Annotated in this window: 18 protein-coding genes; 12 read left to right on the top strand and 6 right to left on the bottom strand. The window is 55.3% G+C overall.

Annotated elements, in window-relative coordinates; genetic code table 11:
- The first annotated feature begins 570 nt into the window (after positions 1 to 570).
- The 5 genes from F4555_RS09340 (at position 571) to F4555_RS09320 (ending at position 5,501) form a co-directional block, all read left to right on the top strand.
- Positions 571 to 1,659 carry a Fic family protein gene (locus F4555_RS09340; RefSeq protein WP_115325714.1) on the top strand — a complete coding sequence of 363 codons (1,089 nt, stop codon included), beginning with the start codon at positions 571 to 573 and terminating at the stop codon, positions 1,657 to 1,659.
- Between the two features lie 566 nt (positions 1,660 to 2,225).
- Entirely contained in the window at positions 2,226 to 2,651 is a 426-nt protein-coding gene (locus F4555_RS09335) for an AAA family ATPase (protein WP_260400001.1), read from the top strand.
- A 436-nt stretch (positions 2,652 to 3,087) separates the two neighbouring features.
- Positions 3,088 to 3,468: a PadR family transcriptional regulator gene (locus tag F4555_RS09330; protein WP_115325716.1), complete on the top strand. Its 381-nt coding sequence runs from the start codon at positions 3,088 to 3,090 to the stop codon at positions 3,466 to 3,468.
- The gene (locus tag F4555_RS09325) at positions 3,465 to 3,992 is read left to right on the top strand and encodes a hypothetical protein (RefSeq protein WP_115325717.1); all 528 of its coding nucleotides are present in this window, start codon (positions 3,465 to 3,467) and stop codon (positions 3,990 to 3,992) included. Before F4555_RS09330 ends, F4555_RS09325 begins: the two co-directional genes overlap by 4 nt.
- A 369-nt stretch (positions 3,993 to 4,361) precedes the next feature.
- A complete protein-coding gene (locus F4555_RS09320) occupies positions 4,362 to 5,501 on the top strand; it encodes a DUF4300 family protein (RefSeq protein WP_115325718.1) in 1,140 nt (379 codons plus the stop codon).
- 71 nt (positions 5,502 to 5,572) lie between these two features.
- On the opposite strand, the gene F4555_RS09315 is transcribed toward F4555_RS09320, so the two are convergent.
- Entirely contained in the window at positions 5,573 to 6,907 is a 1,335-nt protein-coding gene (locus tag F4555_RS09315; protein WP_115325719.1) for an MFS transporter, read from the bottom strand.
- A gap of 4 nt (positions 6,908 to 6,911) precedes the next feature.
- Positions 6,912 to 9,920, bottom strand: a complete 3,009-nt coding sequence (gene topA, locus F4555_RS09310) for a type I DNA topoisomerase (protein WP_115325720.1) — start codon at positions 9,918 to 9,920, stop codon at positions 6,912 to 6,914.
- 244 nt (positions 9,921 to 10,164) lie between these two features.
- Between topA and F4555_RS09305 the strand changes: the two genes are divergently transcribed.
- The 7 genes from F4555_RS09305 to F4555_RS09275 all read left to right on the top strand — a co-directional run bounded on the left by F4555_RS09305 (position 10,165) and on the right by F4555_RS09275 (position 19,845).
- The gene (locus F4555_RS09305; protein ID WP_050773750.1) at positions 10,165 to 11,916 is read left to right on the top strand and encodes a DUF8696 domain-containing protein; all 1,752 of its coding nucleotides are present in this window, start codon (positions 10,165 to 10,167) and stop codon (positions 11,914 to 11,916) included.
- 258 nt (positions 11,917 to 12,174) lie between these two features.
- Positions 12,175 to 12,570 carry a hypothetical protein gene (locus F4555_RS09300; protein ID WP_004014095.1) on the top strand — a complete coding sequence of 132 codons (396 nt, stop codon included), beginning with the start codon at positions 12,175 to 12,177 and terminating at the stop codon, positions 12,568 to 12,570.
- A 253-nt stretch (positions 12,571 to 12,823) separates the two neighbouring features.
- Positions 12,824 to 13,150 carry a DUF2283 domain-containing protein gene (locus tag F4555_RS09295; protein ID WP_244854213.1) on the top strand — a complete coding sequence of 109 codons (327 nt, stop codon included), beginning with the start codon at positions 12,824 to 12,826 and terminating at the stop codon, positions 13,148 to 13,150.
- 209 nt (positions 13,151 to 13,359) lie between these two features.
- Positions 13,360 to 14,736: an AAA family ATPase gene (locus F4555_RS09290; protein WP_115325721.1), complete on the top strand. Its 1,377-nt coding sequence runs from the start codon at positions 13,360 to 13,362 to the stop codon at positions 14,734 to 14,736.
- Positions 14,729 to 15,403 (top strand): RloB family protein, encoded by a 675-nt coding sequence (locus F4555_RS09285; RefSeq protein ID WP_115325722.1) that lies wholly within the window; start codon positions 14,729 to 14,731, stop codon positions 15,401 to 15,403. The genes F4555_RS09290 and F4555_RS09285 overlap by 8 nt, the downstream gene beginning before the upstream one ends.
- 22 nt (positions 15,404 to 15,425) lie before the next feature.
- On the top strand, positions 15,426 to 15,566 hold the full coding sequence (locus tag F4555_RS09280; protein WP_169762337.1) for a hypothetical protein: 141 nt from the start codon (positions 15,426 to 15,428) through the stop codon (positions 15,564 to 15,566).
- A gap of 205 nt (positions 15,567 to 15,771) precedes the next feature.
- Complete coding sequence (locus F4555_RS09275; protein ID WP_115325723.1) at positions 15,772 to 19,845, top strand: cell wall-binding repeat-containing protein; 4,074 nt, start codon at positions 15,772 to 15,774, stop codon at positions 19,843 to 19,845.
- Positions 19,846 to 19,907: 62 nt separating this feature from the next.
- Here F4555_RS09275 and F4555_RS09270 read toward each other — a convergent pair whose 3' ends face one another.
- The 4 genes from F4555_RS09270 to F4555_RS09255 form a co-directional block, all read right to left on the bottom strand.
- Entirely contained in the window at positions 19,908 to 20,393 is a 486-nt protein-coding gene (locus tag F4555_RS09270; RefSeq protein WP_115325724.1) for a hypothetical protein, read from the bottom strand.
- Between the two features lie 126 nt (positions 20,394 to 20,519).
- Positions 20,520 to 22,208, bottom strand: coding sequence for an ABC-three component system protein (locus F4555_RS09265; protein ID WP_115325725.1), 1,689 nt, complete (start codon positions 22,206 to 22,208; stop codon positions 20,520 to 20,522).
- The gene (locus tag F4555_RS09260; RefSeq protein WP_170315179.1) at positions 22,195 to 22,449 is read right to left on the bottom strand and encodes an ABC-three component system middle component 6; all 255 of its coding nucleotides are present in this window, start codon (positions 22,447 to 22,449) and stop codon (positions 22,195 to 22,197) included. Before F4555_RS09260 ends, F4555_RS09265 begins: the two co-directional genes overlap by 14 nt.
- Positions 22,433 to 23,287: an ABC-three component system protein gene (locus tag F4555_RS09255; protein ID WP_248613783.1), complete on the bottom strand. Its 855-nt coding sequence runs from the start codon at positions 23,285 to 23,287 to the stop codon at positions 22,433 to 22,435. The genes F4555_RS09260 and F4555_RS09255 overlap by 17 nt, the downstream gene beginning before the upstream one ends.
- Between the last annotated feature and the right edge of the window lie 303 nt (positions 23,288 to 23,590).

Raw genomic sequence — 23,590 nt, 5'->3', positions numbered from 1 at the left:
GCAACTTCGTTGCACGCCGCAGCAGCGCGACGCGACGGTTAACACGTGGGGATGCGGGCTGGGGATTTTGCGCGTAAGTTTGGGATTTGGGCTGGGGAAACCGTGGTTTTTATGCTTTTTGTGTCGCACCCCTGGCGCGCTGTCGCAGCCTCGCGTTGGCGTGGCGTCCCCGCTGGCACTGCCTGGTAAGCGCCGCAGCGCGACGCGACGGTTTTCACGGGGGGATGCGGGCAGTGGGATTCTGGGCGTAAATTTCGATGGTGTCGGTTGAATTTGGGGATGCGGCTAGGGATTTGGGCAAGCACCTCATGAACCTAACACTTAACTTCACACCCGACATAACACCTAGGGAAGCTAAGTGTTATGTTCGGGGGAAGTTCCGCTGAAGCCCAAAAAGCTTAGACACTCCGACTTTTCCTTGGAATACCAGGCGAAAACCCGATTTTTAGACACGCTTTTATAGCTTTAACCTCTGTATTATGTGTAAAGCGGTTTTACACGTTGCCGGGATGTGTAAAAAAATCCTCGATTTCTTTACACATCCTCGGTTAATGACGGTAAACTAGGCGTATGTGTGTTGACCCTGGGAAGCCCTACCAAGATTTGCCGCCGCTCCCCCCGGCAATAAACCTGCTTAGTTCCAGGATTGTGCGCCAAACTATCGCGGCTTCGCGGGCGCTGGCCACCGCTAACGCCGCCGCTAAGCGTCTGCCGAATCCGAGTATCTTGATACATGCCATTCCCCTGCTGGAAGCCCGCGCGTCTAGCGAAATTGAAAACATCGTGACCACCAATGACGAGCTGTTCCGTGCCGCCAGCAACATCGCCAACCCCACCCCAGCAACGCGGGAAGCCCTGAACTATCGCGAGGCGCTCTATGCCGGGCTGCAATCGATTCAAAGCCGCCCCCTCTCCATAAACACCGCGAAACTCGTGTGCTCCAAGGTAACCGGGACTACCACTGATATCCGTGCGCACAGCGGAACTTATATCGGCAACCCCGTCACCCACGAGCGGATTTACACGCCACCGGAAGGCAAACAGACGCTGCTGAGTCACCTTTCGCGGTGGGAGGAGTTTTTGCATGAGGCGCAATCTGAAATAGACCCGTTGATAAAGATGGCATTGTTGCATTATCAGTTTGAAGCCATCCACCCTTTCCGCGACGGCAACGGGCGCACCGGCAGAATCCTGAATGTGCTATATCTGGTACACAGCGGCTTGCTGGAACACCCGATAACGTACCTATCTGGGTACATTGTGGAACACAAAGATGAATATTACCGGCGGCTTAATGGTGTCACCCAGGACGGGGATTGGGGGTCTTGGGTCAAGTTTATGCTCGAGGCAGTGGAACAGACTTCCCGGTGGACTGATGCCCGGGTTATCCGGATTTATGGGCTGATGGAACAAAGTGTGCAGTCTCTGGACGGAACTGGCTTTCCGGCACGAGACCTGGCGTATTTGCTGTTTACCCAGCCCTATCTGCGGTATGCGGATTTGATGGAAACCATGGGGATTTCCCGACCTACCGCCGCGAAATGGGCGACCGCCATGGTAGAGATGGGGCTGGTGGTGCGTGAAAAAGTGGGCAGACACGTCATTTTGATTAATCACAAATACTTAGAAGAGCTGTTCAACACTCCTTTGCCGCAGTGAAAGATTTTGCGGCTACCCGCGATGTGTAAAACGCTTTTACACGTTGTCGGGACGTGTAAAAAAATCCGTGATTTCTTTACACATGCTCGGTGTTGTGTTCTCGAACTTGTTTGGGGCAGTCGGCAGATAGCCCCGAGGCTCGGGATTTCCCGTCACCTCGCATGGGTTTGATAGAAGCGAGGACGTCGGAAGGATTCAAACCAGGCCACTTCAAGATGCAGGTAAGCGAATCATCGTTGGATTCCGCCAGTAGTGGCGGAATCCAACCATGTAGCCCGGAACCCGAGCCAGCACCTCATGAACCCAACACTTAACTTCACACCCGACATAACACCTGGGGAAGTTAAGTGTTATGTAAGTGTTATGTTCGGGGGGAAGTTCCTAATTCGACGAGAGTGCGGCGATGTTGGCACAGAAATATGACGCTATTTACCGGGGTGAAATCCTGCCAACTCCCGGGGTGAAACATTGTCATTTGCCGGGGCAAAACCTTGGTTACCTGTGGTTATATCTTGTAATCTAGGTATAAGGATATGCTGGTTTTCGACTTTGCGGGGGTGCTTTTTATGCAAGCCTACAGACCACGTCTGGTGGATGCGGAACTACAGTTTCGTCTGGAAGCTAAGGGTGCCGTTTTGGTGGAAGGCTCGAAGTGGTGTGGGAAAACCACCACGGCGTTGCAGCAGGCAGGCAGCGTTTTGCGGGTTGATGACTCCGCACAACTTGACCAGTATCGCAGCCTGGCACAGTTGAATCCCGCACGTCTGCTCCAGGGTCAAACCCCACGTTTGCTCGATGAATGGCAGGTGCTGCCACAGTTGTGGGATGCGGCGCGGCGGGAAGTGGATCAGCGCGGCGAAACCGGGCAATTTATTTTCACCGGGTCGGCAGTTCCGCCGGATACTTCCCAGATAGTGCATTCGGGAACGGGACGTTTTGCGTGGCTGCGGATGCCACCGTACGATCCGTCGATCTTGTCGCAGCAGCCGTGAGTTCTCTTCCGAGCCCTGCTGCTGTATTGCCACCAACCGTTACACCATCAAGATTTTCTGCCCTGTCAGTGTACAGAATGGGATTGGCCAGCAATTCCAGATACCTTTCCTTGTCTGAAGCACTTAGAGCTTCAAATTTAGGCAGCACATCTGGAGCCTCTTTGGCCAGATAAGTGGCATATGTCTGTATGGTTAGCAGGCTACGACCTTCTTCTTCTAGGGAAGTTGCACCTGCTGGAACAGCTGCTGCAAATGAGAGCGCCAGCATGCCGGCAATGAATCCGGCAAGCTTTCTAAATAGACTTCGTGTCATGGATTAACTCCCTTGTTTCGGGGGTAGAGGCACCAGCTGGTATCTTATACAGCATAGTACCTAACGCTACAACATAGGTCAAGGGGGAAGTTGACAGATGATTATAATGTTAGGTAGTGTTTAATGCAAGATAGTAGCGTGTCGGGAAGAAAGGACATTGTGGTGGCTGAAAACGCTGGTGGGATGCTTACCCAGCTTCGCAAAGGGGTTTTGGAGTACTGCGTGCTGCGACACCTTGACGACAAGCCAGCCTATGGCCTGGAGCTAGCCAATTTACTCAGTGACCAGGGGTTAATAGCGCATGGCGGGTCTCTGTATCCCTTGCTGACCAGGTTGCGAACACAGGGACTAGTGGAAACCTTTTGGGAAGAATCCGAGTCAGGACCGCCTCGGCGCTACTATCGACAGACTGCCGAGGGGCACGCCGCGTTGCGCAACTTTTGCTCTGAATGGCGTGACTTCACCAGCAAAGTAGACAAGCTAATGGAAGGGATTGCATCATGAGTAACGCCGCGAAAACCGATTATATGGAGCACCCGCTAGTGCATGCCTATCTTCGTGATCTTGATTGTGCTCTGCAGGGTGTCGCGAGCGACGAGGCGACCATGATACGCCAGTCTGTGAACGAGCATCTCGTCTCCGAATTTGCCGCTGATAAATCGGGGGGCACTCCAGAGACAGTAATCCGTAAAGCGCTGGACAAGTTGGGGCCAGTAGAGGCAATCACCGCTGGCCTCACGGGAAAAGACACCGGCGCTGTGGAGCCAGTAATGGGTAAATCACGTATTCTACTCATCTCGGCGCTGACTGCGGTATCTGCCCTGCTCGTTCCTTTTGGGGCAGGATTTTCTATGCTACTGTCGGTGCTCGCAATTGTCTTGACCGTAAAACTGAGTTCCAGTCGGGCGCGGGGAATCCTATTGACAGTCAATGCCGCCGTTTTGGCAATAGCGTTAGTGTACCTGATTGTGGCGTTCACAACCGCCGGAGCCTTGATGGAAACTGTGCATAGTTCAGGTGGTTTCTAGACTTACGATTGGATTCTGCTGTGAACCGTTGGCCTGCCAAGTCCCGTGATGTGTCTCACGCGGGGATGCGGGCAGTGGGATTCTGGGCGTAAATTTCGATGGTGTCGGTTGAATTTGGGGATGTGGCTAGGGATTTGGGCAAGCGCCTCATGAACCCAACACTTAACTTCCCACCCGACATAACACCTGGGGAAGTTAAGTGTTATGTAAGTGTTATGTTCGGGGGAAGTTCCGCTGACCGACTTTCCCTGGATGAAGGGTCGCCAAGCGAAACTGCCGGTGGCGGCGGCCATGCTGCTGGCCAGGAGGCTAAATTCTGCAGCACTATTGGTCTGACCGGGTTGACACGACTGCGGTATCCTGAATTGCATGAAAAACGCGGGGACACGGCGCTGGCAATCCGGATTCGCCCCCGGTTTCGCGCCAGCATTGGGAATGCCAGTGGCGGGGACACCGGGTCGAGTCCGGCTTGTTGGCGTGCGACTGGTGGTACTGGCACTAATCGGGGTGCTGGGTTTATCCGGGGTGGGACTCTCGGGGTGTACTTCCAGTATTCCCGCCGGGTCAGCTGCGCGGATTCACGAGGCGCCATCCGGGAAAAACGGCGTAAATCCGGGAATGGCACCTCATGAAAAGGGAGACCCAACCAACCGCAAAACCGACCAAAACCGCAAACCCGAGTCGAATCAAGCCAGCGAAAACGAAACCGATATGTCCGCAAGCCACGCGGACAAGCCCGGGGAACCCGGCTCCAAAGGCGCGCCGGTAAAGTACCAGGTCTCGAACCTGGCAGACGCAGCTAGTCGGGCTGAAACCGCTGCGGCGCTCAAAGCCGTGTTGCCTGAACCGGATGTGGATCAGTTTCTGGCAATGGTCAAAGACTACAATGATACAATTCAAAACACGTCTTTGACCAGCGGTTTTACCCCCATTGCTCCGCAGTATGACCTGGATAAAATCGATAAACTCTGGCAGGGAGCGAAAGGCAAATTCATTGGGGTGGATTGCCGAATCAGCACATTTGGGCTGGTGAAAAGCCAGCTGAAAACGCCTCCGGCCGGCAGCGCCGATGCCGCGTTGCTGTTCCAAGACCTCGAAGCTATCCAGACGGGGAAACTGTTCAACGCCGCCGACACCCAACATTTCAAACAACTGTTTTCCCGTGTGAAAATAACGAAAACCACCGACGTTAAAGCACACGCCGCTAAGATGGCCTCGCATCTCAAAGCTTTCACGTTCCCTGCCCGCGCCCGGGTGGTCACGGTGGTGATTAACGATAATTTGGATGGAAACTATCTGTTTGTGGGACATGCCGGGGTGCTGGTGTCAACAAGAGGCAAGTGGCTCTTTGTCGAGAAAGTCTCGTTTCAAGAACCCTACCAAGTCTTAAAGTTCGACAGTCCCCAGGATTGTTACCGTTACTTGACTGACAAGTATCGTGACTACGCCGATGATGGTGCAGCCAAGCCATTTGTTATGGAAAACGGCCGGTTGGTTTATCCGCAGTAATCCCGGGTCGGGGCTGGCCGTGGTTTCCGGTCGGATTCACGAGGCGCCATTCCCATTCCCGCGCCAAACCCCTAAGATCCACCGGTATACCCCGGGTCTTTCGGGTCGACTGCGGGAATATCGCCGTGACCCCGATGATAATAGCGTTCTCGCGGCCCATTAATCTCTAAAAACGGCCAGCGCCTCATGAACCCCAACCGCACCCGCCACGTGTGCATCGCCCAAGCGAAAACCACCAAGGCGACCCCGATACACGCCAGCGCCCCCACTCCCAGGCTCCAGCGCGCCCCGAAGTGATTACCCACCCAACCCACCAGCGGCGAGCCCAGCGGGGTGGAGCCCAGGTTGAACAGGAAATAAATCGAGAGCACCCTCCCGCGCAAGGTCTCCGGGGTGGACACCTGAATCAGCGCGTTTGCCCCGGTCAACAGGGTTATCATCGCGTACCCCGTTGGCACCGAGGCCAGCGCGAACACCCAGTAGTTCGGGCACACAGCCATCAGCCCCTCGAACACTCCGAACAGGAACACGAAGCCGACCACCAGGGCGAAGCGGGGGCGGGTGCGCCGCGCCGCCGCCAAGGCTCCGGTCAGTGACCCGACGGCCAGCATGGTGCCCAACAGGCCGTATTCCCCCGGCCCGCGCCCGTAAATCTCGGTGGCCATAAAGGCTTGGGTCATCTGCAGGTTGAACCCCAGGGCGTTGGTGATGCAAACCAACAGGAAAATTGCCTTTAAATCCGATCGGGAATGGGCATAGCGCAAGCCCTCGATAAACATGCCGCGCCGCCGCTCGCCGCGTTCCACCGGATAGAAATGCTCTTCGCGCATCACCGCCAGCGTCCCAATCGGCACCAGGAAAATCACGAAGTTCAACACGAAAACCCAGCCGACTCCTATGGCGGCAATCAGCACGCCGGCCAGTCCCGGTCCAATCAGCCGGGCGATGTTGAATGCCGTCGAGTTCAGCCCCACCGCATTGGGAATCGCATCTTTGGGCACCAGTTCAGACAGAAAGGTTTGCCTAAGCGGAACCGCCACCGCGTCGAACATGCCGGCGACAAAGGCAATCAGATACACGTGTCCCAGTTGCGCCCAGCCCCCCAGAATCAACATCCCGAGAACCAGCCCCAAGGTAGAGATGCACAGTTGGGTAATCTGGATGAATTTCCGGCGGTTGACCCAATCTGCCAGCGACCCACCGAACAGCCCTACCAGCAGTGACGGCATGAATTGCAGCGCCGTGGTAATCCCGACGGCGAAGGCATCACCCCTGGTCAACACCACCAGCACAACCCAGATTTGCGCCACGCGCTGCATCCACACGGCGGTGGCGCCGCACAGATTTGACACGAACCACAACCGAAAATTCGGATAGCTCAGCGAGCGAAATGTTTTGCTAGCCATCTGCCTAGGCCTTGGTCTTAGGGGTTGTTTTCTTGGCCGTGCTCGTCTTCTTCGCCGCAGTTTTCTTGTCCGCAGTTTTCTTGTCCGCAGTCTTCTTGGTCGCAGCCCGGCGTTTCACCGGCCCCTTGGCGCGCTTGGCGGCCAGCAACTCGAAGGCTTCTGATTCGCTCAACGTTGCCGGGTCGGTGCCGCGCGGCACGGTAGCATTGGTGGTGCCGTCGGTCACATACGGCCCGAAACGCCCGTTCTTCAACTTCACGGGCTTCCCAGTTTCCGGATCGTCGCCGAACTCGGCCATAACTGACTGGGAAGTCCCGCTTGCCCGCCGGGTCTTCGGCGCGGCCAACAGCGCCAAGGCTTCCGCTACCGTCAAAGTAAACAGCTGTGCTTCGGTTTCCAGCGACCGGGTGTCGGTGCCGCGCTTAATATACGGGCCGTAGCGGCCGTTGGCGGCCAGAATCTCGACCCCGTCGGCGTCAACCCCGACCACGCGCGGCAGGCTCAACAAATCCACGGCCTGCTCCAGGGTCAAACCCTCAATCGTCTGGGTTTTCAACAGGGAAGCGGTGCGCGGTTTGGTTTTTCGCTTCGATTTCGTCGTTTTAGTCGCGCCGATTTCGTTGGGTTCCGGCAAAGCCTCTTCGACATACGGCCCGAAACGCCCGTTCTTCACCACGATTTGTAAGCCGGTCTGGGGATGCCGCCCCAAAACTCGTTCGCCTTCCGCGCCGGCCGCCAGCAGTTCGGTGGCTTTCGTGACGGTCAGTTCGTCGGGGGCAATCGTTTCCGGCACCGAGGCGCGTTCTTCGCCGCGCTGCAAATACGGCCCGTAGCGTCCGACGCGCAGCGTAATTCCTTCCCCCAAATCCACCGAGTTCAACGCGGCCGCGTCGATATCACCCAGTTCCTCGACGGCGCGTTGCAGCCCGATTCCGTGCAACCCCGAGCCGTGCCCGGTGCCGTACCAGAAATCACGCAGCCATGCGCTGCGGTTGCCGTCCCCGGCGGCAATCTTGTCCAAATCGGTTTCCATATCGGCGGTGAAATCGAAATCCACCAGTCCCGGCAAATTTTCTTCCAGCAGCCGCACCACGGAAAACGCCAGCCACGACGGCACCAGGGCTTGTCCGCGCCGATAGACATAGCTCCGGTCGACAATCGTGGAAATCGTGGAAGCATAGGTTGAGGGTCGCCCAATCCCACGTTCCTCCATCGCTTTGACCAAGGTAGCGTCGGTAAACCGGGCCGGGGGGGTGGTGAAGTGTTGTCGTTCTTTGGAAAAGTCCAGGTGGATCAGGTTTAGGGGTTCACGAGGTGCCAGCCTCGGCAGGCGGACTTCCCGCTCCTTGGCGGGCTTCCCGGAATTCTTTGACCCGCCCGCTTTGGCGGCGGCGTCGTTTTCCGAAATGGCACCTAATGAATCCGCCGTACCCGAGGCGACCCTAACCGTACCCGCTCCACCGGCATCACCCGCCGTGGCAACTTCGCCGCTTAAGGCGCTACGGTTAAAACGCTCCACGGGAGCGTTTTCTATCGCTTCCGCACTGTCGATAACAGCGTAGTCTGGGTTTTGCCCGGGCGCCGTCGCATCCCGTCCTTCCTGGTAGGCCGCCAAAAATCCCGGCTCGCTGATAACCGTGCCAGAGGCGCCGAATTCGCCTACGTCGGGGTAATCCGGGTTGCGTGCCTCGACATGAACCGTAGAGGTAGTCCCGGTGGCGTCCACCATTTGACACGCCAAGGTCCGTTGGTAAATCAGGTGGTACAGCCGCCACTCGCCGGGGGTCAAGGTACCCTGCAAGGACGCGGGGTCTCGGAAATGTTCACCGGCCGGCCGAATCGCCTCGTGGGCTTCCTGGGCACCCTTGGCTTTAGTTTCGTACCTGCGAGGTTTCGCGGGAACCGAATCCGCCCCGAAACGCGCCACTGCCAAGGATCTTGCGGCGTGAATTGCCTGGTCGGACAGGTTTACCGAGTCGGTACGCATATAGGTGATGTACCCGTTTTCGTACAGGGTCTGCGCTACACGCATCGTGTCGCGCGAATTCATGCGCAGTTTGCGCGAGGCCTCTTGTTGCAGCGAAGACGTGGTGAAAGGCGCGGGGGGGCGGCGCCGATACGGCTTCGATTCGACTTCCGTCACGATCCAAGTCGCGCCCGGCGCCCCGAACACTTCGCCTAGGCGGGTCACGGCGGCTTGGCTCAACACAACCACTCCGGCTCGTTGGGCGGCGGGGGTCAGTTTGCCATCGTCGCCCAGGTCTTTGCCGGTGGCGACGCGTTTGCCGTCCAGGGTTTTCAGGGTCGCGTCGAAGGTTGGGTCGTTCGAACCACTCCCGGTAATTCCGTTCGCGCCCGTTTCATGAGGTGCTTGCAGAGTCGCGACTAGATCCCAATATTCCGCTGGTTTAAACGCGATACGTTCCCGTTCCCGGTCCACCACCAGGCGGGTGGCGACGGACTGAACCCGACCCGCAGACAGACCCGTGCGAATCTTGCGCCACAGCAGGGGTGAAACTTCGTATCCCACCAAACGATCCAGAATACGGCGGGCTTCTTGGGCATTAACCAGGTCTTGATCCAAGTCGCGCGGATGCGCCAAAGCCGCGTCTATCGCGTCCTTGGTAATTTCGTGGAACACCATGCGTTTGACCGGTACCTTGGGTTTGAGTACCTCAAGCAGGTGCCAGGCGATAGCCTCCCCTTCGCGATCCTCATCAGTAGCCAGGAACAGTTCACTCGCGTCTTTCAGTCGAGCCTTCAGGTCACTGACTTTCTTTTTCTTGTCGGCATCCACCACATAGTAGGGCTCGAAATCGTTATCCAGGTCGACCGCGAACTTCGCGTACCCGGTTTTCTTCAACTCGGCCGGCAAATCCGAAGGCTGCGCCAAATCACGAATATGCCCCACCGAGGCCTCTACATCGTAGTCGCTGCCCAGGAAACGGCTGATAGTTTTCGCTTTGGCCGGGGATTCGACAATAACAAGTTTACGATCTGTCACACCAGTCACTAAATCAGTACTCCTTTTAATTAACCTAGACGAAACATACAGCAAACTAGCACCGGCCGGAAATTGTACACACATTAACTCGCGTTTTGGTATCGAGAAACGTTGTCATACCTTGGGTTTTGCCCCGTGCCGGATTCGGGGCTTAGTAAAGTCTTTATATCGCTTGCTCCCAGCGGATACGATTATGACGGGACAGTATTGGAAAGCCGCGAGCCGGCGGGGAAACCCTACAGGACGTGAAAAAATGCGTGCATCAGCAACCGTAGCAACCAGTATCATAGCTGGTTTCGCTGTGCTGACCATTTTATCTTCCACCTTTGCCGCCTCCCAGCACTCCAGCGACATGAAAACCTTGCGAGCCGCCGGGTCAAACCCCGGATATTCCGGGGAACTCTTGGAGCCCGCCGCGCCGGGCAACAACGCCATCGATACCACCATCAAATCTGAAGTCCAACGCGAATTTCTTAAGCGCTACGAAAAAAACATGATTCGCCCCGTCACCTCGGTTGGGGTCAAACTCAATGACTGTGAAGCCGGGCAGGCTGTACGTGATGGGGTTGCTCCCATCGTCGAATCCTGGAACTTCCTGCGCGGCCTCAATGGACTTAACGCTGTGACCCTTGACGACACCCAAGCCATCAACCCCTACACCCAGGCTGCGGCGATGGTCAGCGCCCGCAACGGGGAACTTTCCCACTACCCGGCCGCTCAGGGCTTCGCTTGTGCCACCGAAAACGCGGTGCGTGGTGCCCGCCATTCCAACCTTGCCCAATCCGTGTCTCAAACCTCGGCGGAAACCGCCCTGTGGTACTATATGGATTATTCCTCGCCGAAAAACCCTGTCAATGACCAGCTCGGTCACCGTCTGTTCATGCAAGATCCGCAACTGGCCGTCACCTCTATCGGGGCGGCAGAGGGCTACACCGCCATCTCGGTTCGCACCGGCGAACCCTACCCGGCTCTTTCCGCCGATAAAATGCGCAACACGGAAGCCCCCACTCCCGCCTGGATAAGCTGGCCCTCCGCCGGGTTCTTCCCCAAACAGTTACTAACCTCGGTCGGCCTAACCAAAGACGGCCCCGACATGGAACGCTGGAGCTTTTCGGTTCTAAACGGCGACCTCTCTGAAGCCACCGCGAAAATCATCGACCCTGACGGTCGCGAAGTTCCCCTCACCGTTGTGAGCCCCGGCCAACCCGGCGTAGCCTTCACCCCCCGGGCTATTGCGGATTATTCCACGCTCCTCATGAAATTCCCCACCATTGAGCGTCTCCCGATGGGTCAAGAAAACCGCGTGTACAACGTCCACGTCGAAGGCGTGAAAGGCACCGCCAAATCCACCTACGACTATCAAGTCGCCCTGTTCGACCCGCTGACTCCCCTCGAGAAAACCGCCCCGAAAATCCACATCCTCGAACAGCCTTTGACCGGGGTTGGCTACAAGATGATTAACCCGATTCGCATGCAAATCGAAGCCTGGCCCATGGCCAAATACCAGTGGCAGCAACGTATCGACGGCGGCGAATGGACCAACATCCCCGGCGCCACCTCCGAGACCTTTATTCCCGACGGGATTTGGACGTGGAAACGTTCGAAAACCACCGAATACCGCCTGATAGCGACCTCTACCGAAGGCGAGGCTATCTCTGACCCGATTCGGGTCGCGGTGCAGGGTCTGAAGAATATGCCGGCCTCGGCTCGCACCACGATTGGGTCGCGTGCCGTTTTCGAGGCCGCCCCGATTCTTGACCCCGACGGGTCGCTGTTTGACACGACCTTCGAGTGGCAGGTGATGCGTTCCGGCCGGTGGGATCCGATTTATGACGATGGTCATTTCGAGGGCACCACTACGAATCGTCTGGTGATTAACCGGGTTACTCCCGCTGACAACGGTTTGCAGTTCCGCCTGGTGGTGCGATCCAAGATTTTCAAGCTTTCAGGCTACGACGTGGTGGTCTCGTGGAGCGATGGCTTGGCTAAGTTATCCGTCTTCTAGCCTTCACCCGCCCGCTTCGCCCGCGCGGCGCTGCACGTAAGACGTCTGTCCTCCATAATTGAATGGAGTCGACCCCGGGGAAACCCGGGGTCGGCGCATTTCCGGGAGAGCGCCGGAAATCCCGGATGGCACCTCGTGAAGCGGAGGACAAACGCAAGTGACAGAGCGGACGGAAGAAGCGAACGGAACTCCATACCTTACACCTGTTTTGAACACAGAGCCTGCCCTCGCTTTATCCTGTTGTGAGATAATCAATTCATGAGAAAGCCTGAACTTGACTACGCTTTTCTTGCAGGTTACGCAGCAATCCGTAATGGTTCACTTACAGCTTTAGATGCCAGCTTTACTGAAATGAGGGTTCCACAAACCCAGCAAAAAATTGAATTTTCTCTGGCGGGTCGCATTCGTGCAGACGCGCAAGCTCAGGCCGTGCCCCTGCGTATTGAAGTGGTTTTACCAGGCGATTACGCGGTGGCGGCTGTGGATGTTGCCCTGCCCACCAGCAACGCGGTTCGTTATGACGGCAAGGCTGGCGTCATATTTTCATTTCGTTTCAACCTTCCCGCTGTCAACCTGGGACTTCACGTTATTCGCGTTTCTGTTGATGGTGGAACACCTCGCGAACTCAAATTTGATTTGATTTGGGAGGCCTGACAGCATGGATGTGGAGCTTGTTTTTATTCCGCACTCGCGTGAACGCATGGAAATGCGGGGTGTCACCGAACTGCAGATTAGAGAGCTGCTGCGTAGATACTCGTTGTCTGCCCCCGGTAATAAACCCGGTAGAATGCGCTACACTGGAAATTTATCAAGCGGGGAGACCCTGAGCGTGGTCATTCAGCCACCGCTCGATGAGACGGGACCGTATACTGTTATCACGGCGTATTTCAAGGGAGAGGAGTGACTTGTGAATAGAGTGAGGCTCGAGATTGATATGACCCAAGGCGTTGCTTATATGCGCTTGTCTTCCCAGCCGGTGGCTCGCACCATTGAGCTGTCGGACACTATGATGCTGGATATGGACGCGATGGGTGTCGCTGTGGGGTTGGAATTGCTGGACTTTGACGAAAAAGTTCCCACCGACCTGTTACAGAAGCACCACGTACATTCCGAAGTGGCCGAAGAACTTGCAAAACTGCAACCCACCCTGAACCAATACTTGGCACACTATTCGGTCGGCACTGATGCGATTTTGATTGCGCCGCGCGATACCCGCGATTTAATCAGCGCCTAGGCCGTTCAGGGACAACTCTATGGCGATGACCCCGGGGAAACCCGGGGTCGGCGCATTTCCGGGAGAGCGCCGGAAATCCCGGATGGCACCTCGTGAAACCGTACGGAAAGACCCTTCGAAAGAAACGTAAGAAAAAGAGTCAAAATGGTTGAAAGTAATGGAATCTGCGTAATATTTACAGAAATCAGTCTATTTGGTAGAATTTAGGGGTGCGAATCCTGTTTTTTAGTGTCAAGAACTTTCGCAGTGTCGATGAAACGCAAACCATCGACTTTGTGAAGGGGAGAGTAGGCGGCTCCCCCCTGGTTAAAGGGGGGTGGGAACCTCACGTCAGGCCGGTGACAATCCTGATGGGACCCAATGCGGCGGGCAAGAGTAACGTAATCGATGCCATGGGGTATGTTGCGGCTGCGATGGCGATGCAGGTTCATGGCTTCATAGCGCCGCTGCCTTATATGCCTTTTATGCTGGTGGAGGCTCGGAGGCAAGAGCCCAGCGAATTCGAATTCGATTTCCTGCACGAAGGTGTGCGCTATCGGTACTATTTTGCTTACGGCGCGCAAGGGGTCGAGGCGGAATCATTGTACGAGGTAAACAATAGAACCGGGCATTGGAACAAAATATTTGAACGTGAGGTTGAAGATGGTCGCTCAAATATAACCTGGAGGCAAGGCATTCTCAACGCCGCAGACAAACGCGTGTTGCAAAGTGCCACCAGTAAAGAACTGGTATTCCCGTTTTCCTCGCGTCTTCCGGAAACACAGCTCGCGAGCCTGTCCGCAGCTGTTGCCTCCGATTTTGTGGATTTTATTCCTACGGGAGAGGTGCACCAGGACAGTCGCCGGAGAGCCTTGATGCGAATGATCAAAGATAAGGAATTCCGTCTAGAGGACGCTTCGAGACTGTTGAATTTGGCGGATACGGGGATTACCTCGGTGGCTCTGGACGAGAAGAAAATTCCCGCTGAGGTGCTAGCAAAATTTCGAGCTATCCGTGGGGTACTGGAAGGAGACGCGAAGGAAAGTAGCGGTGAGTCGGGGCAAGAATCAACAACCTCAATTACCGAGGAAGATGCCGAGAGTATTGCATACAACCTGGTGTTTACGCATCAAGGACGCGAAAAATCGCATTTCACCGCAGCGGAAGAATCCGACGGAACACTGTCTTGGCTAGCGTATGCACCAAGCATTCTGCGAGTGCTGCGTACTGGTGGGGTGCTGGTAGCAGACGAACTCGATGCGAGTCTGCACCAGAGACTGGTGGAAGTCATTGTACGTGCGTTCACCAACCCACAGGTCAATGTGCATCAAGCTCAGCTGGTTTTCAGCAGTCACAACACCAATTTCTTGGAGTATATGGAGGAATTAGGATTAGAACCGGAGTCTTTCTGGTTTGTGGAAAAAAGCCCGGAGGGAGCCTCGCAGCTATATCCTCTAGATAGTTTCGAGACACACAAAAACGCCAACTATGAGACACGCTACCGCGGAGAACGCTATGGCGCTATTCCCAATATTTCCGAAGAAGCCCTGGTGAATCTGGTGCAAGAAGGACAGCGCCCTCCGCTCGGGGGAGTCGTCCATGGCTAAAAAGCCCCCGCGAAACCCGCTGAGTAGGCAAAAACGTCCCCGCCGTCACGATATCGACACCAGAGTCTTGGTTGTTTGTGAAGGCAGTGTGACAGAGCCAGCATATTTCAGGAGACTGGTGACTTTGGCTCGGGAAAAGCACATTAGCTTCACCATACGTCCGAGTGAGAACTTGAAATTTCACCATTCGAATCCGCTGGATGTAATCAAAGAATGTGTCAAGTATCGAAATGTGGACAAGGCGAAATATGGTGGGAAAAGGGCAAAGGATTTAAAGCCGTTCTCACACTGTTTTGCGGTTGTTGACTATGACCGATGGAATGAAACGGGTAAGGACGGCAGCTCGGATTTGCAAAAGGCTGTAAAGTACGCCAAGTCCGAAGCCGTGAATCTGGTAGTCACCCGCCTAAAATTTGAAGTCTGGCTTTTGTGGCATCTTCAAGGGATTACCCCGGCTCAGGGCTCTAAGAATCTGGATAAACAATGTCAGATGAATAATGTACTTTCGGGTAAGGATTTGAATCCTGGATTCGATGTGAACGCAGAGACCTGCCGACTCGCCGTGTCTAACGCGTTGCGAGCAGGGGGTTTACAAGAAAACCAAATCCCGAAATCGAGTTTGGCTTCGGCAATGCCTAGATTCTTCGAGATTCTTTCTTTGCTCTAGGTTGACAGGAAGAAAACACCTCATGAAATACGCCGCGCGCTTGCGGCTTTGCCGCTTGGGGTGCTTCGGCGGCGACAGCAAATCGTTGCTGTCGCTGACCGCCTTCGCCAGTTACGGCGGCGTTATGCGGGCTTCGCCCGCGCGCCGCCGCGCGAAGCAGTAGAAGCGGCAAACCCGTGATAAGCATCATCCGACACGTAGGTATACGCCGAAACCCCAAATGGCACCTCGTGAAGCGGAGGACAAACGCAACCGGGTCGACGACGACCACCACCAATCAAACCGGGAATGATTCCCAAATATGCATTTAAGCGCAGGTCAAGATATATTTAGGTGAACCTAAATATTTACTGACAGTGAGGTGAAGTATGGGGAATTCCCCATTTTTTAGTTGCAACAGATTCAGTCGCATTCTGATATCGACACTCCTGGCTGGCGGGCTGGCAATATCGGCCGGTATCACAGCCGCCGCCGCCCCCCTTGAGACAGCACCGGAAAAGAAAGCCAGCGTGGCAGACTCCGACGCTCGTAAATGGTCAGGAATCGACCTGAGCCGCTACGGAGATGCCATCCGGAAAACATCACGTATTACGTACCCGGATGCGGGGCGGGTTCCGCAAGTTTCCTGTAATGTGGTGGGGGATATACACACCGACATGGTGTTCCTTGACCAGAAAAACCACCAGATTCACATCCTGGACTATATCCCTTATGGCTCCGATAAAGACGACGTGGAGCGTTCGATTACGGAACAACCCGGCGCGATACACGTGGGTCTTCCCGAGGGCGACGGGGATTGGCAGCTTAGCTGCGTGAAACGCAACCGGGGCGAAAACCCGGTACTGGCGGTGGCCAACGGAAACAAGATTTATGTCAGCGAAGCGGGTAAACTCGCTGATGGCAAGGCGTTTCCAACGGCGACCACCTATACTTTCGGCGGGTCGGTTTCGTCATTGAGTCCCTTGACCCCAGGGCTTGACACCCCGGGGATGCTGGTCGCCGCCGGGGGCAAGGCGTATCTTTTCGACAGTTTACCGGCCGGTGACAATGGTGTTGACAAAGCCGCGAAATCTTGGGACATTGGCCAGGGGGCGGCGCAGATTGTGCCGCTGGGTGATGCCCTGAACGGGGATACCACCATCGGGGTGGGGAAACCATCGCAAAACTTGGTGTATGCGATTCCCGCCGAGGCGGAACCTGGAAACGCCGCCGAGGTTGGAACCACCATCCAGGCTAGCGAAGGTGCCTTCGGTACGTCTTTGGTGGCAATAGGGGATGTTAACGGCGATGATTTAGACGACTTTGCTGTCGGCGCGCCGGAAGCCAATGGCAGCACCGGCGCAGTCGCGATTATTTTTGGCAGCAAACAGACAACCGGGACGGTGAGCGTTGACGTTTGTTCGGCATCGCAAATCCCGGTGGTTCGCAATGGCCATCCGGCGGGAACTTTGATTCGACAGGCCAACCGGGGACATATCGGCACCAGCCTGGCATATGTGCCGCAATATGACGTGGACAACCGTGGTGCCCTGGTGATTTCGCGACCCGGGGACGAAGAACACCCCGGCGCGGTGATTGTCAGCGAAAAAGCCTTGGGACAAAACTGGAACACCGGTCGCGGGTTGGACTCCATTCCTGGCAGCCAGGCGGCGATTTTGGCCAGTGAAGAAGGCGGCTCTGGCGATGGCGGGTATTATGTCGGCACCGTCCCGGCTGACAATTCAGATACCGACCTGGTTGGAATTTATACCGTTGACACCAAAGGCAAAGTTGATGTGTGGACCGTGGATATGCGTCGGCAAAACCAGACCACACCCCCGGCACAGCCAACGTCCCCCCAACCGCCCGCACCCAGTGCCGCCCCGGCTTATCAGCCGGTAGACGAGGCTGACCAAAAATCCTGGTTGGGCGAATTCACCTCCGGTTTTGGGGCAGTCTTAGCTAAAGGTAGCTGTGACGTGACGGGAGACGGCAAACCAGATTTGGTTGCCGGATCGGCGGTGCGCTCGGAATACAAATTCGATTCGTTCTACGAGGATTCCACTGACACGCACGGCTGGGTTTTCAACGTAACCGGGCAGGTACAGATAGTCCCCGGCGGCACCGCTGGGGGCAGCGTCGAAGGCAACAGCGGGGTTATCAGCATTCTGGGGCCGAAAAAAACCTCCGACCCGGGGGTTGACGCTGCCTTTGGATTTAGTGTCGACTGTCTGGGTGATGTGAACGGTGACGGAGTGGACGATGTTGCGGCCTCATCAGTATCTATGGGACGCGTGTGGGTAATCTATGGCGGGACAGCCCTGGCGCAAACAGATTTGAACAAACTCGATTCGACGCGCGGCTACATAGTGGATATGCCCCACGAAAACGGGGCGGCCGGTTTCCAGGTTACCCGGGTGGGCGACGTGGATGGCGACGGTTTGGCCGACCTGGGGTTCGTAGTGTCGAATGCGCCTCTGGCGATGGGGGACAATACCCAAACCTATGGCTCGGCGTTTATTGTCAAAGGCAACGCGACAGGCAGAACCATCAACTTACAGAATCTGAATGCCCCTAACCCGGATGTGATTTGGCGTGTCAACACCCCCAAGGACCACACGCTCAGTGCTTTCACGCCGGTCGGCGATGTGAACGCAGATAGCGTGGGTGACTATGTTTTAGCTGATTTCAACAGTTTCACTGAAAAGTTCACCGTGCCGGGCACCGCGTGGGTGGTTTACGGCAACCGGGAACACCGACCGGTGAACTTGCAGGATGATATGCCGGGTTCCGGCTATGAACTGGTCATGTCAGACGCGCTGTCCTATCGACTGGGGGCGGGTAACTCTATCGCTCCCTCTGGGGACGTGAACGGGGACGGCATTGGGGACTTTGTGATTGGCTTTGATGGTGGCGCGGTAATGAACCAAACTGAAGGTGGGGTGGCACTGGTTTTGGGAACCACCGAGTCCGTGAGTAAACGGATGATTGACCCCGCCGATGCGGGAAAGACAGACTCAAATATTCGACTAATTACCGGTGCCAGTCAAGAAAGCGGTTTCGGATGGGCGCTCGATGTTTTGCCGGTTTCTGGTAAAAACTCTTCGGGGCTGCTGGCTGTTGGCGCGAGCGGACAAGGGGAAAACGGCGCGGCTTATGTGCTGCGCTTGACGGATATTCCCGCCGGAATTACCCCGGTGACAGCGCTGGGGGATAAAGTCATCGTGTTGAATACCACCGGGGAACACGCCCGCTTCGGTCGCTCGGTGGCGTTTATTGGTAACTACCTGGGACAGCCTACTTTGGCTATAGGTGGTGACGGGGTTATAGATGAGGCCGCCACCGGCGCGGAAGGCTACGCGCATTCCGCGCATGTCCTGGCGGTTGCCGTCAACAAGCTAATCCCCGGATTCGCCCCGATTATTCCCGATACCCCTGCTGTGCCAGGGAATTTTGGTTCCAGCTGGTATGGTGGCTCGTTTGGTGGGTCTTTTAGCCCGTCCACCCCGGTCAAGAAGGCTGGGGACGGGAAGGAGAAGCTCGGCGACAAGAAGCCCGGCGACAAGAAGCCCGGTGTTAAGTCGTCGGTGGGAAACAAGTTTGATAAGCAGTTCACCAAGAAGCTGGATTTGTCGAAGAGTGTGGTGAAGCGTGCGGCTGGGGCTGACCGGGTGGCTACCTCGGTGGCGGCGTTGGGGCTGGCGAAGAACCATGAAGTAGTCGTGTTGGCTACCGGGTCTAGTTTCCCGGATGCCCTGGTTGGTGGTGCCTTGGCGGGTGCGTATAAGGGTGGGGTCGTGTTGAGTACCGGTAGCGTGTTGGAGCAGTCTATTTTGGATTCTTTGAAGGCGTATAAGACTAAGACGGTTCATATTGTTGGTGGATACCAGGCGGTGTCGGCTGCGAAGGAAGCCCAGCTAAAGAACGCTGGTTTGGAGGTAATCCGCCATGCTGGGGTTGACCGGTATGCCACTGCTGCTTCGGTGAAGGCTGCGACCCTCAAGGCTTTGGGTGGTAAATCCGCTATCACGTGTAATGCTACCGGCGGGGACTTCCCCGACGCGCTGGCCTGTGCGGCCGCCGCCGCCCGGATGGGGGGGATGGTTGACTTGGTTCGTCCGGGTTCACGAGTCGCCAGCGACAATGCGGCTAAAACCACGATTTGTGCTGGTGGAGCCGCCTGTGTCGGGGCGGGGACGGGTGTGAACCAGGTGGTTGGTTCCGACCGGTACGAAACCGCGTATCGCCTGGCCGAGATTATGCCGAACACTGGCACTGTCATGGTTGCCAACGGGAAATCCTATGCGGATTCGCTGGTCGCGGGGGCTTTGGCGCCGTCGCTGAATGCCTCGCTGGTGTTGAGTGACTCGCGCCGGGTCAATGTGCCGACCGGGACGCGCGCGGCGCACCTGTTCGGGGGTCGCGCGGCTCTGCCGGAGAACCTGCCGGTCTTCACGAAGTAGGACATATAGTCCTAAGATTTGCCCATAGCGTCAGACCCCGGAGTGTTGCTCCGGGGTCTGCGTTAACGTCCTTCGATTAAGACGCAAATCGTGCCGTAATCCGAGGGGTCTTGCCACGATTGGTTCTCGGTACTAACTATGTCAAGGTAAAGTTTCTGGCGGGTACCGGGATGTTCCATAACTGCCGAGTTTTCGTCGGGCGGATTCGCGTGGATGAATCCTTGGGCTTCGGCCAGTTTAATGAATTTGCGCAGGTACGTCGGGGTTTGCCCCTGTGGTGGCCGATACCAGGCGGTGACTTCGTTGCCGTTATACATTCCCAATCCGGCAGGTTCAGAGTGTTCGATTTTGAGGCGTTTGAGTCCGGCGACTTCGGGGGCAACCAGGGGGCTTTGTTCCATTTGCATAACGGTGCGGGTTTTCCCACCGATACCGACGCGGTCGTTTTGCCAATTATAGAACCAAAACGCGGCGGGTAGAAGGAACACAACCACGACCACGGCCACGACGGTGATGATGGCTGCTCTTAGCGGTTTCGGCGGCTTCATGAGGTGCCTTTCGGTTTTGGCGCGTTTTGCTGGGAACCTGAATTTACCTTTGAGCTTAACCTAAGTTTTAGGCGGAGGTTGGGGTACTTGCATCGCAAGGTGGTGTGGTTCGTGGGTATTTTGTGGTTATTCGAAGCGGAAGCCGAAAAGACCGCCATGCTCGCCTACATCGGTCAGGGTGGGTTTGATGGGATAACCTCGACGTTTGAAACCTTCCCTTTCTGCAGCGGCGAGTCGGTCGGAGTTCATGGTGACTATGTATTGGAAGCCAGTCTGATTAGCCAGGCGTGCACCAATATTCAGGCATGAGGCGACCTGACGGTCGTCCATAGAGTCAAATAGTTGACTGTCATGTACCAAGATACGTGGGGCACGCCCGAGGTAGATAGCAGAGGTGACGCAAATCATGTCCAACAGGAAAGTTTTCACTCCTTGAATCCCGGCAGATGCGTCACCATCGATTTTAGGCTCAACTTTCAACACGCCTTTGTTGGTGGCTTCTACCAGTAGTGACGCGTTCCTGTCTTGGTATATTTCCTCGCCTAACTGGTGGAATAAGCCGATAGATTCTTCTAAAGGTTTCTCTCGCTCACCGATTTCAGCACGCAGGGCGGCTTCGGCCTCGGATTTCCGGTTGTTTATATGTAGGCCTTCATCGTGTAAGGACTGTACTAACTCCAGTTTTTGTTCCGTGGCAGCGACTTGGGAATCCAATTCTGCGAGCTTACGTTCGGCCTCACGGAAGGTTTCCAAAGCCATAGAGGCCTCCAGGATTCGCATTACTTCGCTGCGCTGCTGGTCGAGACTAGCGCGTTCTTCCTTAATACGTGCCAGACGTTGGGCAACAGACTTGAGTTCCCCTTCCAGGAACAAGCTACGATTGTTCACCACCGAGGCGTAAAACTCCCTAACCTCATCGAAACGACGCGTCACCACATCGGGCAGCACCACACCGATTTCTTGGTATAAGTCGCTCAGCTGCTTGACTGTCTGCGTTGTGGTAGTTGACGGTTTTTCTAGTCTAATCGCGTCTTCCAGGTCGTGTTTGCGCCGTTCCAGCGCGACACCGTCATCGTTTAAATCCCTAATCTTGTGGCTTAAACGATCTGCCTCGTTTTGGTGCATTTCGTATTGCGCGTCGACCCGGAACTCGGAAATACTGGCCTGCAACTGGTCTCGCTGTTGACGGATTTGAGCCAAACGTGCGCGCAGCTCGGCTTCATTAGTTGTCATCCCCAAAGCACCCGCCGCTATCGCTTTCTTCAATGACTTCTGGTTTTTCTCTAAAGCCGATATTTCTCCAGCCTTAGACAAAATCTCGGGGGAAAACCCCAGAAAATACCCGATACGCAAACCAGATTCCCACGCTGGCTCCGCAGCATATGTCTTGAGGGGAATAAAAGAATCACGCGCCAACTGAGCGAAAAGTTGTCCTACCGTAGGCTTAGCGCAATCCAAGGGCATCCCGAAAAGTCTCGAGAGTTTCAAACGCCATTCCCTGATATCCTCGCTAATCCCCGCGACCTTTACCCTAGTTTGAGGTGATACTGGACGTTCTACCCTGGTGACCGCGCCCGTCAAATCCAAATCAGCCCAAAAAGAATGTCCTTTCAACGCTTCCAACTTCAAAGCATCGCTAGCACTCCCACCAAGAATGTAGCGCAGAATCCGAATAAAGCTTGTTTTCCCAGCACCATTACGGCTATCCTTCAAGGAAGACTCCATCGTCTTATCAGCCAAGAGAATATTCATCCCCTCATGAAACCGCAGCTGCTTAAAACGCCCGTCAGACGAACCAAGTTCATGCAGAAACATAATTCCTCACTAACTGACCCGATTCATTCCACGAGACTACACGAATCGCGAACAACATTGACAAGGCTAAGGCAAACCAGTCAAAAGTAACTTTATCGGCGTTCTCGTCTCCTCTATAGGAGTTAGAGAATCGTTCCCACAAACCCGATACCGTAGCTGGGGAGTCCAACAAAGACAGCAAGCTGCCACCCACCGTTAACAACGCGCGTTGCGGTGAAATCCCCTTAGTCGGCAATAGCATTATTCTCGCCCCCTTCCATATAGCCAGCCGGTGGTTCTTCGAAAATATCGCAGGTATCGAAAAAATACACGGTTACTGCGTACACCGCATTAGCCCGTTTAGTAGACATTCTGACATCCTGTCCCCCAAGAGCCGTGTAGACACGCTCGACTATTTCGCTGGGTTCATGAGTTGCTTGTTTGGTATTCCGGTAAATTTTCCGGAAAGAAGCTGCTTTCTCATCACGCAATCCCGGGTCGGCCTGGGCAGCGAACCATCGGTCAATCCGAGGAGACAAAACCCTACCTGCGTTAAACTCTATTCTGGTCAATTCGGAAAGCTTATTAAACTCCATCTTCGTAGCCGGGACTGGATTAATATGTTCCAACTGTTCGCCATCGTCCGGAACCTGCTCCAAAGACTCAATCAAATCCACCAAATCAGCCAGCTCCACATTCTGAGAGTGAGGTACGCCAGGCATAATCTCATCCAACTGTTCCTTTGAGAGTTCCTTAACAGCCTTGAACCACAAATCATCTGGGTTCCACACTTCAAGCGTAACCGGGCGAGCCGTACCCGGCGCATGCAGATTTCGCAAATCAATCAACGTTTTTGTGGAATCCTTACCAAATCCTGCATTAGTCACAAAACGCCATGTGGTAAACTCATCCCAATTCTCAAGCGCTTTAATGAAATCTGATTCCAACTTGTCCTTAGTCTTGCGGTCAATTTCGCTAGCCGCACGCTGCCCATAGCACGCATACAACACCGACCCGTTATCCGCGATACCATCACAACCACCGTCACCTCTACTCCCCATCGGGTCGGGGTTCAAATAATCCGTGTGGAAACGCTTCAAAACTGACTCTACATAAGCCTCGAAGGCCTCTCCAGAATAGCGGCAACGCGCGTCATGTTACGCCCGATACCAGTCCATCCACGCAGAATCTTCCATCACCTCATCTCACCTTCAATCCGCAGTAGAGCAACCCCCACAATCAACCCCAAAGTAACAGTCACGACCGTCACACTGTATTACTTTAACGTGATTCTAACATTGCTGCAGTCCTAAAGGGCATCGCACTTTCATTTTGAATACAGTGGATGTCTGAGCTAACGGGGATTGCGGGCAAGCGCCTCATGAACCCGAAAACTAGATAGC

The sequence above is a fragment of the Mobiluncus mulieris genome (assembly GCF_014204735.1).
Taxonomy (GTDB): domain Bacteria; phylum Actinomycetota; class Actinomycetes; order Actinomycetales; family Actinomycetaceae; genus Mobiluncus; species Mobiluncus mulieris.
The sequence above is the reverse complement of the archived record's forward strand: the minus strand, read 5'-3'. Positions and strand labels throughout refer to the sequence as shown.

Coding starts and splice junctions, on each gene's coding strand:
- F4555_RS09270 (WP_115325724.1), bottom strand. CDS start 20,393: ATGAAGCCGCCGAAACCGCTAAGAGCAGCCATCATCACCGTCGTGGCC.
- F4555_RS09280 (WP_169762337.1), top strand. CDS start 15,426: ATGAAATACGCCGCGCGCTTGCGGCTTTGCCGCTTGGGGTGCTTCGGC.
- F4555_RS09340 (WP_115325714.1), top strand. CDS start 571: ATGTGTGTTGACCCTGGGAAGCCCTACCAAGATTTGCCGCCGCTCCCC.
- F4555_RS09300 (WP_004014095.1), top strand. CDS start 12,175: ATGAGAAAGCCTGAACTTGACTACGCTTTTCTTGCAGGTTACGCAGCA.
- F4555_RS09265 (WP_115325725.1), bottom strand. CDS start 22,208: ATGTTTCTGCATGAACTTGGTTCGTCTGACGGGCGTTTTAAGCAGCTG.
- F4555_RS09320 (WP_115325718.1), top strand. CDS start 4,362: ATGAAAAACGCGGGGACACGGCGCTGGCAATCCGGATTCGCCCCCGGT.
- F4555_RS09305 (WP_050773750.1), top strand. CDS start 10,165: ATGCGTGCATCAGCAACCGTAGCAACCAGTATCATAGCTGGTTTCGCT.
- F4555_RS09330 (WP_115325716.1), top strand. CDS start 3,088: ATGCAAGATAGTAGCGTGTCGGGAAGAAAGGACATTGTGGTGGCTGAA.
- F4555_RS09335 (WP_260400001.1), top strand. CDS start 2,226: ATGCAAGCCTACAGACCACGTCTGGTGGATGCGGAACTACAGTTTCGT.
- F4555_RS09260 (WP_170315179.1), bottom strand. CDS start 22,449: ATGCTATTGCCGACTAAGGGGATTTCACCGCAACGCGCGTTGTTAACG.
- F4555_RS09325 (WP_115325717.1), top strand. CDS start 3,465: ATGAGTAACGCCGCGAAAACCGATTATATGGAGCACCCGCTAGTGCAT.
- F4555_RS09315 (WP_115325719.1), bottom strand. CDS start 6,907: ATGGCTAGCAAAACATTTCGCTCGCTGAGCTATCCGAATTTTCGGTTG.
- F4555_RS09275 (WP_115325723.1), top strand. CDS start 15,772: ATGGGGAATTCCCCATTTTTTAGTTGCAACAGATTCAGTCGCATTCTG.
- F4555_RS09285 (WP_115325722.1), top strand. CDS start 14,729: ATGGCTAAAAAGCCCCCGCGAAACCCGCTGAGTAGGCAAAAACGTCCC.